Annotated in this window: 11 protein-coding genes; 7 read left to right on the top strand and 4 right to left on the bottom strand. The window is 67.6% G+C overall.

The window, feature by feature from the left end:
- The first annotated feature begins 41 nt into the window (after window positions 1-41).
- On the top strand, window positions 42-1,394 hold the full coding sequence (locus tag ACFXJL_RS27355; RefSeq protein WP_384696712.1) for a serine hydrolase domain-containing protein: 1,353 nt from the start codon (window positions 42-44) through the stop codon (window positions 1,392-1,394).
- Window positions 1,395-1,456: 62 nt separating this feature from the next.
- Here ACFXJL_RS27355 and ACFXJL_RS27350 read toward each other — a convergent pair whose 3' ends face one another.
- Entirely contained in the window at window positions 1,457-2,251 is a 795-nt protein-coding gene (locus ACFXJL_RS27350) for an IclR family transcriptional regulator (RefSeq protein WP_384641262.1), read from the bottom strand.
- 1,041 nt (window positions 2,252-3,292) lie between these two features.
- Here ACFXJL_RS27350 and ACFXJL_RS27345 point away from each other — a divergent pair.
- The 3 genes from ACFXJL_RS27345 (at window position 3,293) to ACFXJL_RS27335 (ending at window position 5,831) form a co-directional block, all read left to right on the top strand.
- Window positions 3,293-3,952, top strand: coding sequence for a hypothetical protein (locus ACFXJL_RS27345; RefSeq protein ID WP_384696710.1), 660 nt, complete (start codon window positions 3,293-3,295; stop codon window positions 3,950-3,952).
- 52 nt (window positions 3,953-4,004) lie between these two features.
- A complete protein-coding gene (locus tag ACFXJL_RS27340) occupies window positions 4,005-4,649 on the top strand; it encodes a class F sortase (RefSeq protein ID WP_384696708.1) in 645 nt (214 codons plus the stop codon).
- 342 nt (window positions 4,650-4,991) lie between these two features.
- Window positions 4,992-5,831, top strand: coding sequence for a hypothetical protein (locus tag ACFXJL_RS27335; protein WP_384641253.1), 840 nt, complete (start codon window positions 4,992-4,994; stop codon window positions 5,829-5,831).
- A gap of 271 nt (window positions 5,832-6,102) precedes the next feature.
- Here the strand turns inward: ACFXJL_RS27335 and ACFXJL_RS27330 are convergent, their stop codons facing one another.
- From ACFXJL_RS27330 to ACFXJL_RS27320, 3 genes are all read right to left on the bottom strand, one after another.
- Window positions 6,103-7,452 carry an amidohydrolase family protein gene (locus tag ACFXJL_RS27330; RefSeq protein ID WP_358878093.1) on the bottom strand — a complete coding sequence of 450 codons (1,350 nt, stop codon included), beginning with the start codon at window positions 7,450-7,452 and terminating at the stop codon, window positions 6,103-6,105.
- Between the two features lie 231 nt (window positions 7,453-7,683).
- The gene (locus tag ACFXJL_RS27325) at window positions 7,684-9,267 is read right to left on the bottom strand and encodes an ABC transporter substrate-binding protein (protein WP_384696703.1); all 1,584 of its coding nucleotides are present in this window, start codon (window positions 9,265-9,267) and stop codon (window positions 7,684-7,686) included.
- A 415-nt stretch (window positions 9,268-9,682) separates the two neighbouring features.
- On the bottom strand, window positions 9,683-11,116 hold the full coding sequence (locus ACFXJL_RS27320; RefSeq protein WP_384696700.1) for an MFS transporter: 1,434 nt from the start codon (window positions 11,114-11,116) through the stop codon (window positions 9,683-9,685).
- Between the two features lie 556 nt (window positions 11,117-11,672).
- Between ACFXJL_RS27320 and ACFXJL_RS27315 the strand changes: the two genes are divergently transcribed.
- The 3 genes from ACFXJL_RS27315 (at window position 11,673) to ACFXJL_RS27305 (ending at window position 14,439) form a co-directional block, all read left to right on the top strand.
- The gene (locus ACFXJL_RS27315; protein ID WP_384696697.1) at window positions 11,673-12,827 is read left to right on the top strand and encodes a N(5)-(carboxyethyl)ornithine synthase; all 1,155 of its coding nucleotides are present in this window, start codon (window positions 11,673-11,675) and stop codon (window positions 12,825-12,827) included.
- A gap of 482 nt (window positions 12,828-13,309) precedes the next feature.
- On the top strand, window positions 13,310-13,585 hold the full coding sequence (locus tag ACFXJL_RS27310) for a hypothetical protein (protein ID WP_384696694.1): 276 nt from the start codon (window positions 13,310-13,312) through the stop codon (window positions 13,583-13,585).
- A gap of 122 nt (window positions 13,586-13,707) precedes the next feature.
- Window positions 13,708-14,439, top strand: coding sequence for a class I SAM-dependent methyltransferase (locus tag ACFXJL_RS27305; RefSeq protein WP_384641242.1), 732 nt, complete (start codon window positions 13,708-13,710; stop codon window positions 14,437-14,439).
- The last annotated feature ends 160 nt before the right edge of the window (window positions 14,440-14,599 follow it).

Below are 14,599 nucleotides of genomic sequence, written 5' to 3'. Positions count from 1 at the left end.
CTCCCGGCCCGCGACCAGCACCTCGCAGGAGAGACATCACCGTGTCCGACTTCACCACCCTCCTCGACGACCACGTCCCCGAAATCCTCTCCCGGCACGGGGTGCCGGGTGCCGCGGTGGGCATCCTGGCCGGCGGCGAGACCACCCTGCTCGGCTACGGCAGCACCAACACCGCACACAACCTCCCGGTGGATCCCGACACGATCTTCCAGGTCGGCTCGATCTCCAAGACCCTGCTCGGATTCATCATCGGGCGCCTCGTCGACCGTGGTCAGGTAGAACTGGACGGCCCCGTGGCGCCGCTGTTCCCCGGGGCCGGCATCGACGAGCGGATCACACTGCGGCACCTGATCACCCACACCTCGGGCATCGATGCGCAGAACATGATCGCCGATGCCCCGAACCTGCTCGCCGACCACGCGGACGACTCCGTCCAGGCGTCACTGGTGCACTTCGTCCGTCGACCGCTGCTGTTCGCTCCGGGGACGGACTACTCCTACAGCGGTCCGGGCATCATGGTGGCCGCCGCCGTGGTGGAACGCGTCACCGGTCGCCACTACACGGACGTTCTCCAGGACGAGGTCCTCGACCCGGCCGGCATGTCGGGCACGTTCACCAGTGCCGACCAGGTGGTGACCCGTCGGGTTGCCGCACCGCACGGCCGCGACGCCGAAGGCCGTCCCACCCTGCTCATCGACCAGGGGTGGCAGCGGCACTGGCAGCTCCCGGGCTGGGACGTGCCCGGCGGCGGTGTCCTCAGCACGGCACGCGACCTCATGCGTTACGCGTCCCACGTCACCTCACCCGCGGCACCCAGCGGACTCTTCCGGATCCAGGCCCATCGCGGGAGCGCGGGCCGTGACATCGGGCTCGCCTGGATGCTCGAAGACCGCGCGGGCAGCCCCACCATGTCCCACGACGGGCTCACCATCGGCTATGCGTCCCGTCTGGTCCTGATCCCTTCTCGCGAGCTCGCCTACACCGTTCTGACGAACTCGCTGGACGGATGGGGCGTGGCCGAGGACATCGAGCAGCTGATCCTCACCGAGGCGTTCGGGGAAACACCCGCTCGCGCTGTGAGTCCGGTCAGCCCTGAGTTGGCCGATGCCCTGGACGGGACCTACGACTGCGGCTTCTACGGCACGATCACCCTCGTTAGGGGCCGGTTCGACGGGGAGATGAGGGTCATCGCGAACCAGGCGCCAGCGGGGCCGAACCAGTACGTCATAGCGCTCGATTCCCCCGACCGCCTGGTGTTGTCCCCGCCGGACACCCTTGTTGCGCTGGGGCCCGACGGCAGCCCGCTCGGCGACGCGGCCTCGTTCGTCCGAGAGCCCGACGGCACTGTCTCGGCCCTGCGCTATCACGATCGCATCGCGCGAAGGGTTTCCTGATCCGACGCCCTGACCCTACGCGCGGAGGCAGGGGAGCGGCCGGTAGGGCGTCGACACGACGCTCAGCGGGCCGCTCCGAGCCTCTGCGAGATCTCAGCTGCGGCAGCGGACACCAGTGATCCGAGTACGGGGACCCGCTCGGTAGTGATGCGGGTGGCGGGCCCCGACACACTGACCGCGCAGACCGCAGCGCCCGCGTGGTCGAACACCGGTGCCGCGACGCAACGTACGTCCGGCTCGTTCTCCATGTCGTCCACCGCATAGCCGCGCGAGCGGATCACGGCCAGGTCGGTGTGCAGCGCCTCGGGAGTGGCGAGGGTGTGCGGGGTGCGCCGGGGCATGCCGTGCGCGAGTGCCGCGTCCACCGCTTCGACGTCGGTGTGGGCCAGCAGGGCCTTGCCCACACCGGTGCAGTAGGCCGGCCTACGGCTTCCGACGGGGGAGTGCATCCGCACCGCCTGCGGACTCTCGATCTTGTCCACATAGACGACGTCCGGCAGATCGGGGATCACCAGATACGACGTCTCGCCCGTGTCGGACACCAATCGCTCCAGCACGTCATGGGCCGTGTCCCGCAGGTCCAGACCGTCCAGATACACATGGCCCAACTGCGCGGTCCGCGATCCGAGCCGGTAGCGGCCGGTCCGCATGTCCTGCTCGATCAGCCGCACCTCGCACAGGGGTGCCAGCAGACGCAGCACCGTGCTCTTGTTCATGCTCAGGCCCGAGGTGAGTTCCGTGAGCGTGGCGCCCCGCCCGCGGCCGTCCTCTCCCAGATGGAGCAGGATCGTCAGCGCCCGCCGCAGAGAGGCGGAGTTGTTGCGGGCTGTGGCAGGCTTTCCGTCAACTTCGGTCACCGGACTGCCCTCGACCCCTTCCGAACCGGGGGAGTGCCACACGAGCCGGGTCGCACGGCCACCGGGGCATCTCCGTCCTCACGGACGAGCCGACACCGGTCCGCACCGGCCGGTCGTACCGGGAGTGCACCCTGATCGCCATGTCCCGACCGGACACCCGGTCGCGTTGCAGTAGGGACGTACGCCCCGACAACCGCGGGACCGGCCCGGAACAGGGACGCCGCTACCACGTCTTCACGCGGCACCACGTCGAACAAGGCCGATACCTCCCTGCATTGCTTCACTCCGGTCATGCTCCCGCTCTTCACAGAGCCTCTACCCTGCCAGCAATCTGCTTCTGTTTGCAACGTCGGACTTTGCATAACAATATCCTCAGGGGAGGTGCTGACGGCAATTTCCGCTCGATAGCGAATCGATGCCCCATCAGTACGGACAACGCCCTCAACCCGTATCACTCGACCATGGCTGCCCGAACTACCTCAAGCGCCCGTGACACCCGACCCAACAGCCCCCGTCGACCCAGGTGAACCGGAACGCTCTTGGCGGCCCCGGGGGAGTCGGCGAAGGCCGGGGCAGGGGACCGTGTCCGCGCTGTTCCCGCGTGGCGTCGCCCGCGGACCGGGTACATGCGCGGGCCATGGCGACCGTGTGGTCGCTACCTGACCTCGGCCGTGTCCGCTTCACCGAGGGTGGGAGCCACCGGGCGGCCCGGGTGCGACCCCTCGTACGCGCCGCACCGAGTCGAACCATCCGGAGCGACCTGCGCCGGCTTCCTGCGCCAGGTTCGTCCGGGGCCGGAGGGAACCGTCGGCATGGCGGTGTGACCGGCAGCAGTGTCATGGACCCCTGCTCGATCCGGCGTGCTGTGCGGCGCCGCCTGGGTGATCGGGACGGTTCTGGGCGACCGGTGTTCGTCTGTCCGCTAGTCAGGGGATTTCTGCCATCTCGCCGGCGTTTCACGCCACGCTTTCTGACAGCTCATGCATCTCTTGGACGGTCACGTGATTAGTACGACAATCATCTCGGCTTGAAGGAGCCAGCATGCCCATCCCCGCTTCCGTCCGCTCCCGCACGGGTACCGCGGTGGCCGTCGCGCTCGCCGCCGGTTTCACCCTGGCCGGGGCTTCCGCCGCATTCGCAGCCCCGGGGGACAGCGGCGACCTCACCGTCCTGTCCTCTCCCTCCTCCTGGGGCGCCAGCCAACGCGCCGATGCAGTCTGCAAGTTCAAAATCGTCGCGGACGACTTCGAAACGCTCCCCTCGATCGCCTGGACGATCACCTCCCGCCCGCCCACGACCCCTCCGGGCGACAGCCTGACGGGGAACCTGGCTCTCTCGCGGGGCGAGGCCCGCAGCGGCCAGTACATCCTCCCCAACGGCACGTACCAACTGCAGTGGACGGCACCCAGCGGCGTGACCAAGCAGAAGACCTTCGTGGTCCACTGCGACGAGAGCAAGAAGGCCGAGTCAACCCAGGCCGAGACGACGAAGACCGAGACGACGAAGGCCGAGGCAACCTACGAGAAGCCGTCCGGTCCCGTACCCGCGGGTGGAGGGGGCGTACCCGTAATGGAGAACGCCGCCTCGTCAAGCACCTCCCACACCGGAACCACCACGGCCCTGGCAGTCGGCGCGGCCGGCGTCGCCGGGCTGGTCATCGCCCGCAGGGCAGCACGCCGCCGCTCCCGTGGCGAGGCATAGCAACCTCTGCCGGCCGCGGCGTCGGGGACCGAGCCGCGCATGCCGTCTCACCATGACGTTGTGCGCGGTCTCCTCCCTGGTGACGGGCGTCGTCTGGGCGAGCGGAGACTCACCCGCGCCGCCGCCCCCCACCGCCGCCCGCAGCTCCGACGCTGCGGGCGGCGCGCCGCCGCCCTTCCGCAGGGCCCCGCAACCACCGCCGAAGAATGTCCCGGCGTCCCACACACCGCTGCCGTCCTCCCGACCCGTGAAGTTGGCCGTCCCCGCCATCGTGATCGAGGCACCGCTCATCGGCGTCGGGCTCGATGCCAAGGGCCGGCTCGGCGCACCCCCGCTGAGCAAGCCGAAGCTCGCGGGCTGGTACCAGAGCGGCCCCTCCCCGGGAGAGGCGGGAACGGCCCTGATCGTCGGCCACCGGGACACCAGGACGGGACCCGCCATCTTCCTCAACCTCAACGCCCTGAGGCGTGGCGACACCGTGAACGTCGCACGCGCGGACCGGCAGACCGCGGTGTTCACCGTCGACGACGTCAAGACCTACAAGAAGAGCGAGTTTCCCAACGACAAGGTGTACGGATCGACCACGCGTCCAGAGCTCCGACTGCTGACGTGCGGCGGCCGTTTCAACAAGAAGACCGGATACTCCGCCAACGTCGTCGTCTTCGCCCACCTCACCTCACTCAAGAAGACGGCGTAGAACGGCACAGCGGGAGAAGGCACCGGGGAAACCAACTACCGCCCCGCGCACGGCCGCGTCGATCCCATTTGTGTACGCCTGTACGGGTGGGCGGCCGAGGGCTTCCCCCACCAGCCCGGGGCGGGTTGTGACGTGCGTCGATACGTACGGTGGGGAACTCGGGGTGGCACGCGCGCTCGACCTGCTCGGTGGATTCGTCAACGGCGATTACCTCTGGGGTAATCGCCACGCACGAGGCGGCGGAACAAGATGTGATCACCGCGCAGGACACCGAACGGGCGGGCTCCGGCCCTTCCCCAGGGGTCGGCCGTCCCGCATGTTCGACCGAACAGGAGATCATCCATGAGACGCCTCGCTTCCGCCGCCGTCGTCACCGCACTGGGAGCCGCCGCCCTCGTGGCCCCGGCGGGCGCGGCCCATGCCGGCGCCACCCTGCCGCACCTGCCGACCACCGACATGAACATCACGGGTTTCGCGCCGGACCGGGCGATCCCCGGCACCAAGGTCATCTACCGTCTGACCGTCACCAACAACGGTTCGGAGGCCGCGGCGCCGTATCTGGACGTGCGGCTGCCGGCAGGCTCCACCGATCGGACCTACAACGGCCTTCCCATCCGGGGCTCCGTCCGCATGGACCCGATAGCGCCCGGGGAGGCCAAGCGTGTGACCGTCGAAGCGAAGGTCGGAAGCGATGGCGGTGGGACGCTCCTCGGCTCGAACTTCGAGGTCAGCGAGGGGCCGTACGACAACCGGGTGTACCAGGACACGTTCTACTTCAACAACATCCTGAAGCTGAACACGGTGAACGAGGCGGCGGCCCCGGTCCCCGGGCCCAGCGGTAGCCTCCAGTTCACCGGCAGGGTCACGGGCGGGTCCGAGCCGGGACAACTGGTCAAGCAGCGCCTGGTCATTCACAACACCGGGCAGAACCGAAGCCAGGACATCGCGCTCGTGGGACGGGTGAGCGGACCGTCCGGCGAGATCGTGAAGGTCAACGGCATCAAGGGCGGACGCGGTGTGATCACGAAGGTGGGTCTGAACTACACCCTCCCGCCGCTGGACGCCGGCACGTACCGCGTCGTGACCATCGTGTCGAAGCGCAGCCACGCCGGCGACCTCGGCGGAAGCTACTTCGCTGGTGCCGATGGTGCCGGATATCCCGAGTTGGAACTGCGGGGCTGAGCTCGCGCCCCACCGGCTCGGCCACCGTTCCCTGCCGTCCGGGGCGGGACCACGTTCCTGTCGGGCCGGTGCCCAGCAGGAACGTGGTCCTGTGACCGAGGCGGGCCTCGGAGTGGGAGCCCACTGCCCGAAGCGTCGTGCCCTTCTGAACCGTCCCGTCGGCATCGCAGGCCATGACCGGGCCGGATGGCAGCGAGGACCGAGCCGGTGGCGAACCCGCGCGATGACCAACCCCGTTGGGGACGGTGAACCTACCTCATGTACCGGCGCACTATGCCGAGGACTCCGCTGCGGCGAAGATCCGCTCACGGACCCTGCGGGTTGCGGCGCCTGCCTCGACACGGTCCAGGTCCGTCAGTTTGCCGTCCCGCTTGCGGATGACCCCGCCGACGATGACCGTGTCCACATCACGGGGTTGTGTCCGCAGGACCACATGGTTGGCGGGATCGCCCAGGGAGACCCCGTACGGCTCCGGGTTGATCAGGACGACGTCGGCGAGCTGCCGGGGGGCGAGCCGGCCGAGGTCGTCGCCGAGCCCGATGGCGCGTGCCGCGTTCACGGTGGCGTACTCCAACATGTGACGCGGCTCGACCATCGGGGTTCCGGGGCGTCGGACCAACGGGTAGCGGCCGGCCTCGCGCTCGTCGAATGCGTCGACGCTGCGCATCAGCATGAACGTGAGGCGCATGGCGTTGAACAGGTCGATCGGCACCCGGGCCGGGGTGTCGACGCCGAGGCTGGAGGCCACCCCGGCCCGGTGGGCCCGGTTCAGGACGGTCATGGAACGGCCACCGGCGAACTCGCACTCGGGGGTGAAGGAGATGCCGCCGCCGCAGGCCGCGATCATCTCCAGTTCCTCGTTGTCGGCGGCGTTGCCGTGTGCCGGGACGATGTCGGCCCCCAGCAGCCCGGCGTCGTGCAGGGCACGGATCTGACCGGCCGGGTTCTGGTGCACGGTCATCTGCATGCCCAGCTCACGGGCGAGCCCGATCTCCTTGGCTATCTGATCCATGCTGCTGCGCTCGATCGAGGCCAGTGCCATGCCGACGCGCAACAGCCCGTCGTCACCGGTCTCCTTGCGGAGCGCGCGGATGTGGTCGATCCGCCAGGCTTGGTCTCCCGGCGAGGCATCGAAGCTGCCGAGCATGCCGTAGGCCCACAGGGTGCGCTGCCCGGTGGCGCGGTGGGCGCGCAGGGCTGAATCGGCGTGCTCGGGCGACATCACGTTGTGGCAGAAGTCGAGGACGCCGGTGACTCCTGCGTCGAGCATCTCGATGGAGCCCGCGAGGGTGGCGTCGTGGATGTCCTCGACTCCGAAGTGTTCCCGTAGGTAGAAGACGCGGGCCTGGTACTCGTCGAAGGTCCAACCGGTCGCGTGCAGCCCCTTCAAGGGCGTCTGCCAGGCGTGCATATGAGTGTCGATCAGACCGGGGATGGCGATCATCCCGCGGGCATCGATCACCTCGGCGTCCGGGTCGACCAGCTCGGATTCAACGGCGGCGATGCGGTCGCCGACGATCAGGATGTCACCGGTGGTGAGATCACCGAGGGTTGGGTCCATGGTGAGGACGGTCGCGCCTTTGATGAGCAGTTTGGGCTCGTTGGCGTTGGCTTCGGACATGGTTGACTCCCTGGGAGAGAGGATGGCGGCACGCAGATCTGCGCAGGTCGTGCGCGGGGACGAGTGGTCTGGCGACAACAGGTGTGCGAACTCGGTGGTCCCACGGCTGTTGTGGGGATGCGAGCAGGAGGCCCGGAAGGGGCGGCGCGGGGGACACCCGGGTGGGTCCGGAGTGAACTGCGAGCGCGGCGCCGAGGTCGGACAGCCTCGACGGTGTGGGGCTGAACTCGGTCAGCCCTGGGGCCTGGCTTCCTTGTAGCGGAACACGGCCACGTCACCGGTGGTGGAGACGATGTTCTGGATCTTCTTCGGGTTGTAGGCCCAGAATCCTGAGTAGTCGAAGTAGGCGCAGTCCAGGGCCTCTTCGTCGATGATCTTCGACATCTTCTGCCAGGCGGCGTCCTGTGCCTGGGGTGTCTTGGCGGCCAATCCTTCTGCGGCGGCTGCTGCGACCTGCGGATAGGGGATTCTCAGCGGGTTGCCCGCGGCGTCAGGAGCGAACTTGCGGTTGTAGTAGTCGTCGGCGCCGGAGCGCGAGCCGTCGGAGAGGATCGATGCCGGGTACTCACCGCTCTGGAACGTGCTCAAGAACTGCGCGAAGTTGGGCAGTTCGAGCTTCACGTCGACCCCGACCTTCGCCATATGGCTGCGGAACAGCTCTGCGACGGTCCGCTGGGAGTCATAGCTGATCAGTGTGAACGAGCGCTTCCCGCCACCGAGCTCGGACATCAGCTTCTTGGCCTTCGCCAGATCGTGGGGATAGCCCTTCAGCGACGGGTTGTGACCGGGCTGGCCCTCCGGTATCCGTTGGTTCATGATCTTGCCCTTGCCACCGAGCGCGGCATCCAGATAGTCCTGCGGGTTCATCGCGTGACACACCGCCTGCCGGAACTTCTTGTCCTTGAACACCGTCTTCGTGTCGTACATCTGGAGGTGCCAGAGCACGGACGGGAACGAGAGGGACTTGAAGCCTTCCTTCTCGGCACGCTCCGCCAGCGGCGGGCTCGCCCAGACGACGTCGAGCTGTCCCGCGCTCAGTGCGTTGTAGAGACTGTCGGGGTCGTTGATCTGGGTGACCTCGATGCGCGCGGGGCCGACGGACTTCTTGTCGTAGTACTTGTCGAAGGCGGTGACGACCGTGCGCAACCCCTTGGTGGACGCCTTCGCATCGAATTTCCATGGGCCCGTACCGACGCCCGTGGTCTTCCAGTCGCCCGCTTCCAGCGACTTCGGGGAGATCATGTACATCGCGAACCGCGCCAGATTGTTGACCAGGCTGGGTGACGGTTTGAGGAGGTCGATGCGTACGTGGGTGTCGTCGACCGCTGTGATCGACTTGATGGCTGAGAGCTGGTTCCGGTACTGACTGGGAGTGCTCTTCACCCGCTCCAGGTTCTTGACGACGGCCTCCGCGTTGAAGGGGGTGCCGTCGTGGAAGAGGACTCCGGAGCGGAGCGTGAAATCAACCCGTAGCGGGGTCTGCTTCCACTCGGTGGCGAGTTGGGGCTTGAGGGTGAAGCCGTCCGGGGCGATACCGAGCAGCGACTCATAGACCAGCGAAGTGAAGGTGCTGTTCTGCTTGGTGACCGGATCCCAGTCGCTGAACTGTTGATTGGTGCCGAAGCGCAGCGTTCCGGACGGTCCGCTCCCGGCCTTCTTGGTGTTGGTCGCGCCTTCGTCGGCTGTGCCGCTGCAAGCGGCAAGGGTGACGGTCAGTGCGGTTGCGAGGAGCGCACCCCCGGCTGTACGGGCGGTTCTTGACCGGGGGGAGCGGCGAGCCCGTCTCTCCCGGGCGCGCACTCTGTTGTCTGTCACAGCGAGGACCTCCACACGATTGTGTGAGCACCGAATGTGATGTGCGTTATGGTGCACGCACGTGCAGTATTCCTGTCAAGAGTTGTGCAACCTCTCTTCGTATCCTTGAACTCCACAACGGGATAACCAGTCAAGGAAGACAAAATGTGCTATGCGGTCTTGCTAGGTGTCCAGTGAGACGGTCGCCTCGGGGAGCTGGCTGTGCAGTATTCTGCTCAATTCTGTGCAGTATCGTGTTGCAGTGGCATATGCCAGCGCACGGTGATCGCCTCATCGAGTGGCGGCACCCAGACCGGGCAGCCGGTGTATCGGCGGGCCCGCGGCCAGTTCCTGAAGCACATATGCCGTCTGGTCGGGCAAGTGGCCCGGCCAGACGGCACATTGGGGTGAGGGTGGGATCGACGGTCGCGGGTTGTCAGGCCGCGTCCGCCCTGGCGGGCTGCTCCTTGCGGTCGGGGGCGGTGCGGAGGGTGAGCAGTGATGCGAGTGCGCCGACGGCGGCGAGGGCCGCTGCACCGAGGAAGGCCGCGGAGAACCCGTCGGTGAGCGCACCGGGGTCGCCGAGTTCACGGGCGCCGTACGCCGATGCCACGGCTGTCATCGCGGCCAGGCCGAGAGCGGATCCGACCTGGTAGCTGGTGTTGACGATGCCGGAGGCGAGGCCGCCTTCCTCGGGACGCGCGCTGGACAGCGCGGTGCCGAGGGAGGGGATGAAGGCCAGCGACATGCCCACGGCGGCCAGCAGTGAGGCGGGCAGGACGTCGACCCAGAAGGTGCCGTCCGCCCGGGCGAAGGACAGCCACAGCATGCCGGCGGCGAGGGCCAGCAGACCCGTGACGATCAGCGGCTTGGTGCCGAAACGGGCCATCAGACGGGGCGCCAGGACGATCATCATGATCATGATGGCGACCGTCATGGGCAGCAGGGCCGCTCCGGAGGCGAAGGCGCCCAGTCCCAGCACCTGCTGGAGGTAGAGGTTGAGGAAGAACCACATCGGGATCCATGCGGCGGCCATCAGCAGCTGCGCGATGTTCGCTCCGGCCAGATTGGGTGCGCGCCAGATTCCCAGACGCATCAGCGGCTCACGGCGCTTGGACTGGATGGCGATGAACGCGCCGATCAGGGCCACGCCGGCCAACAGCACGAGCCAGGTCTGAGCTGAGCCCCAGCCGATTTCGGGGGCGCGGACGACGGCGAAGACGGCGGTGGCCAGTCCCGCGGTGACGGTGGCCGCTCCTGCGAGGTCGATGGAGCCACGGCGTACCGGGGCCGAGGGCATGACGCTCGGGACCGCGGCCAGCACGATCAGGGCGATCGGGATGTTGATGTAGAACACCCAGGGCCAGCTGGCGTACTCGGTGATGACGCCGCCGAGGAAGACCCCCGCGGTGCCGCCGGCCGGTGCCGCGGCGCCGTACAGGGCCAGCGCCTTGGTCAGCTCCTTGGGGCGGGAGCCGAAGAGCATCATCAGCAGGGTCAGGGCGGATGGGGCTATCAGCGCAGCGCCGACGCCCTGGAGGGCGCGGCCCGTCAGTTCGGTCCAGACCGAGGGGGCGAGACCGGCGACCAGGGAGCCCCCGGCGAGGACGGTCCAGCCGGCGATGAAGATCCGTCTGGCGCCGAACAGATCGGACAGTCGTCCGCCGAGCAGGAGCAGCCCGCCGAAGGCGATGACGTAGGCGTTGAACACCCAGGACAGGTCCTCCTGGGAGAAGCCCAGGTCGATCTGCATCTTGGGGAGTGCCACACCAATGATGGACGTGTCCATGATGACCGTGAACTGGGCCAGGGCGATGAGGGCGAGCGCCGTCCAGCGGCGCGGACTGGGTGGTGCAGCAGGGGTCGACACAGCGTTCTCCTATACCGGAGGGGGGTATGTTCGTTCGAAGAAGCAATATACCCCCCTTGGGTATTCCAGGTTCTTCGGGTCGATCTTTCGGCAGCCCGCTCCCAGCCGGGGAATCCCCGTCAGGCGTGGCACGGCGTGTCCGTCCCGTCGATGTTCGGCGTCGGCGACGGCATCGACTTCGCCCCCGTGCAGCCCACGGACTCGCGGACGCCGTGCGGGCTCGCCGCCGTACATCTGTCGCGTGGATCCGGGGTGACGGGCCGCCCCTGATTCACGCGTCCCAGCTCGATTCGACGGAGGGTCCCACGGCGCGGTGCACTACGACGCACATGCCCCGGTGACCAGGAACGATCGTCTGAACACCCGGACCGGGCAGAGCTGGAACCGCGACTCCTCCGCGCGCACGCGCGAGCGTCCAGCGCGCCCTCCACCATCGAGATGGGAGTACGGTGGCGCTACCGAGCGCACCTCGCACGCCGTCATCCGTTTCGGCGTCGCCCTCGGGGAACGGCAATGCCGGAGCGCGACGCGCCCGGCCGGAAAAGAGCCGCCCCACATGAGTTTGATGAGTCTCGGAGTGCTCGCCTCCTCGCACAAGGAGAATGAGTTCCGGTTGCCGCTGCACCCCGGCCACCTCAACAGGATCGCCCCGGACGTACGCGAGAGGATCTTCCTCGAAGAGGGCTACGGCCAGCGGTTCGGCGTCGCCGATGACGCGCTGAGACCGCTCGTGGCCGGCCTGCGTTCTCGCGAACAGCTCCTCGCTGAGTGCGACATCATGCTGCTGCCGAAGCCCATGCACGACGGCATCGCCGAACTGCGCGAGGGTCAAGTGCTCTGGGGATGGCCGCACTGCGTGCAGGACGCGAAGATGACGCAGATGGCGATCGACCGACGGCTGACCCTGATCGCCTGGGAGGCCATGAACCACTGGACCTCCACAGGCGCCTTCAGTGTCCATGTCTTCCACAAGAACAATGAGCTCGCCGGTTACTGCTCGGTGTTGCACGCCCTTCAACTCGGTGGCTTGACGGGCAGCTACGGGCGCCGCCTGCGCGCGGCGGTCATAAGCTTCGGGGCCACGGCCCGTGGAGCCGTCACGGGCCTGGGCGCCATGGGAGTATCCGATGTCACGGTGCTGACCCAGCGCGCAGCAGCCGCAGTGGCTTCGCCGATGCCCTCGGTGGTGATGGGCCACTTCGGGGCACAGGAGGACGACCCATCCCGTCTGCGGGCCTTCACCCCTGCCGGTTCGGTACCACTGGCGGAGTACCTGGCAGGGTTCGACGTCATCGTCAACTGCGTGATGCAGGACACCGACGCGCCCCTGATGTTCGTCAACAATGAGGAACTCGCGCTGTTCCGGCCGGGCACCTTCTTCGTCGATGTCTCCTGCGACGAGGGCATGGGTTTCGAATGGGCCCGTCCGACCACCTTCGGCGAGCCGATGCACATGGTGGGATCGGGCTGCCACTACTACGGGGTGGATCACAGCCCCTCCCACCTGTGGCACTCCGCCACCTGGGAAATCAGTGAGGCGCTCCTTCCCTACCTCCGCAAGGTCATGAGCGGCCCCGAGGCATGGGACGACGACGTCACGGTCAAGAAGGCCATCGAGATTCGGGACGGCGTCATCCAGAACCCGAAGATCCTCTCCTTCCAGCACCGGTCAGCCGACCATCCCCATGCTCCCGAGGCTCTGGCCGTCTAGCCGACCCTCGACGCGATCGATCGATGTGAACGCCGGCCACTCCGGCGGGATGTCGCTTCGGACTGACCGGTCGATGGGGGGCGGCCGGTCGATGGTGGGCGGCCCCCTGAGTGGCCGCCCACCATCAACTGCCTTTGGCCACCCTGCACGCTTACGAGGTCGAGCGGTTGGGTGCCTTTCCGTGGGGCCCTGGGCGACCCGGTCCGGGCCCCTGTCCGCAGTGGTCCGGACCTATCCGGAACCGAACCCCTCTGGCCTGCCGTCATATGGCTGGGGATCCGGCAGGAACATCGGCTACACGAGTAAGCCCCCGCCATCTTCGAATGCCTGGCCTATTATCAGCCGGAATATCCGCATATCAGCCAATCCGTCATGGGAATATGCGCTTCCCGTTGATTCATGCGATGTACAGGGACACTCTTCTTTTCGCCACCGGGGCAGGGACCCCGACGGCGAAGACGACGAGGGAGGGGCTCAACCTCATGTCTGTTCGCAAGGTGTTCGCCACCATGGCCGTCGCGGCGGCCCTGGCCGGTGCCGGACTCATGGCGGCTCCGATGGCCCAAGCAGCACCCCAGACCGCATCGGCCACATCGGCGATCGGCCCCACGAGTTGGTCGGCACGGGGTGACTACGCCACCTTGGGCGAGTGTGGATATGCCGGCTTGTGGTTCACCACGTGGGGCGGGGCGTCCCTGTACACGTGCGATTTCAACGCCACCACCCAGCGGTACGACCTCAGCATCTGGCGTCCCTGACCCTCGGACTGCGCCACGAGCATGAAGCGCCCGCGACCGGTGACCCGGCCGCGGGCGCCTGCTGTTGGGTGTTGACCGAAACCCGTTGGCTGTTCGGGCCCGGCCACGACTACGTTCGCCGCATGGCTGACGACTGTTTTGCGCACCCACGGCTCGCTGCGATCTACGATTCTCTGCACCCCGACCGCAGCGATCTGGATGCCTACCTCCAGATCGCGGAAGAACGTGCGGTCCGCCGGGTGCTGGACATCGGCTGCGGCACCGGAGTGTTCGCACTGCTCCTGGCTCACCGGGGGGTGGAGGTCGTGGGCGTCGATCCCGCACTGGCGTCCATCGATGTCGCCCGGGCCAAACCGGGCGGTGAGCGAGTGCACTGGATCTGCGGTGACGCGAGGGACCTCCCCCCGTTGCAGGTCGACCTCGCGACGATGACGGCGAACGTCGCCCAGGCCATCAACGACCCGCACACCTGGCAGAACACGCTGAGGGGTGCCTTCGAGGCACTACGCCCCGGCGGCCTTCTGGTCTTCGAGACCCGTGACCCGGCCAGACGCGCCTGGGAGGAGTGGACTCCCGAGAACACCCATGAAGTGGTGGAGGCCCCGGGTGTCGGCGCCGTCGAGAACTGGGGCCAGGTGATCGATGCGAGCCCGCCCCTGGTGACCTTCCGCTGGACCTACCGGTTCGCGGCGGACGGCCACGTCCTGACATCGGATTCGACGCTGCGCTTCCGGGAGCGAGAGGAAGTCGAGCGGGACCTGCTTTCACAGGGCTACGTCGTGGAGGAGATCCGCGATGCGCCCGACCGTCCGGGCAAGGAGTTCGTCTTCCTGGCACGCCGTCCGGTGGCCTGACGAGTCCTTCGACGCGGGCCACCGCGGAGATACCGAGGCAAGGGCGCACATATCCAGGAAGTCCTGGACCCGTCCGCGGACATCCGCCGGCTCATGGCCCGTGCCGCGGTCCCACGGTCGGCCCCACAATGGGCCGACCCGCGGTCGGGACGATGCTGTT

The sequence above is a fragment of the Streptomyces sp. NPDC059256 genome (assembly GCF_042753785.1).
GTDB lineage: Bacteria > Actinomycetota > Actinomycetes > Streptomycetales > Streptomycetaceae > Streptomyces.
Note: the sequence above shows the minus strand (reverse complement) of the source record. Positions and strands in the feature narration are given on the sequence as shown.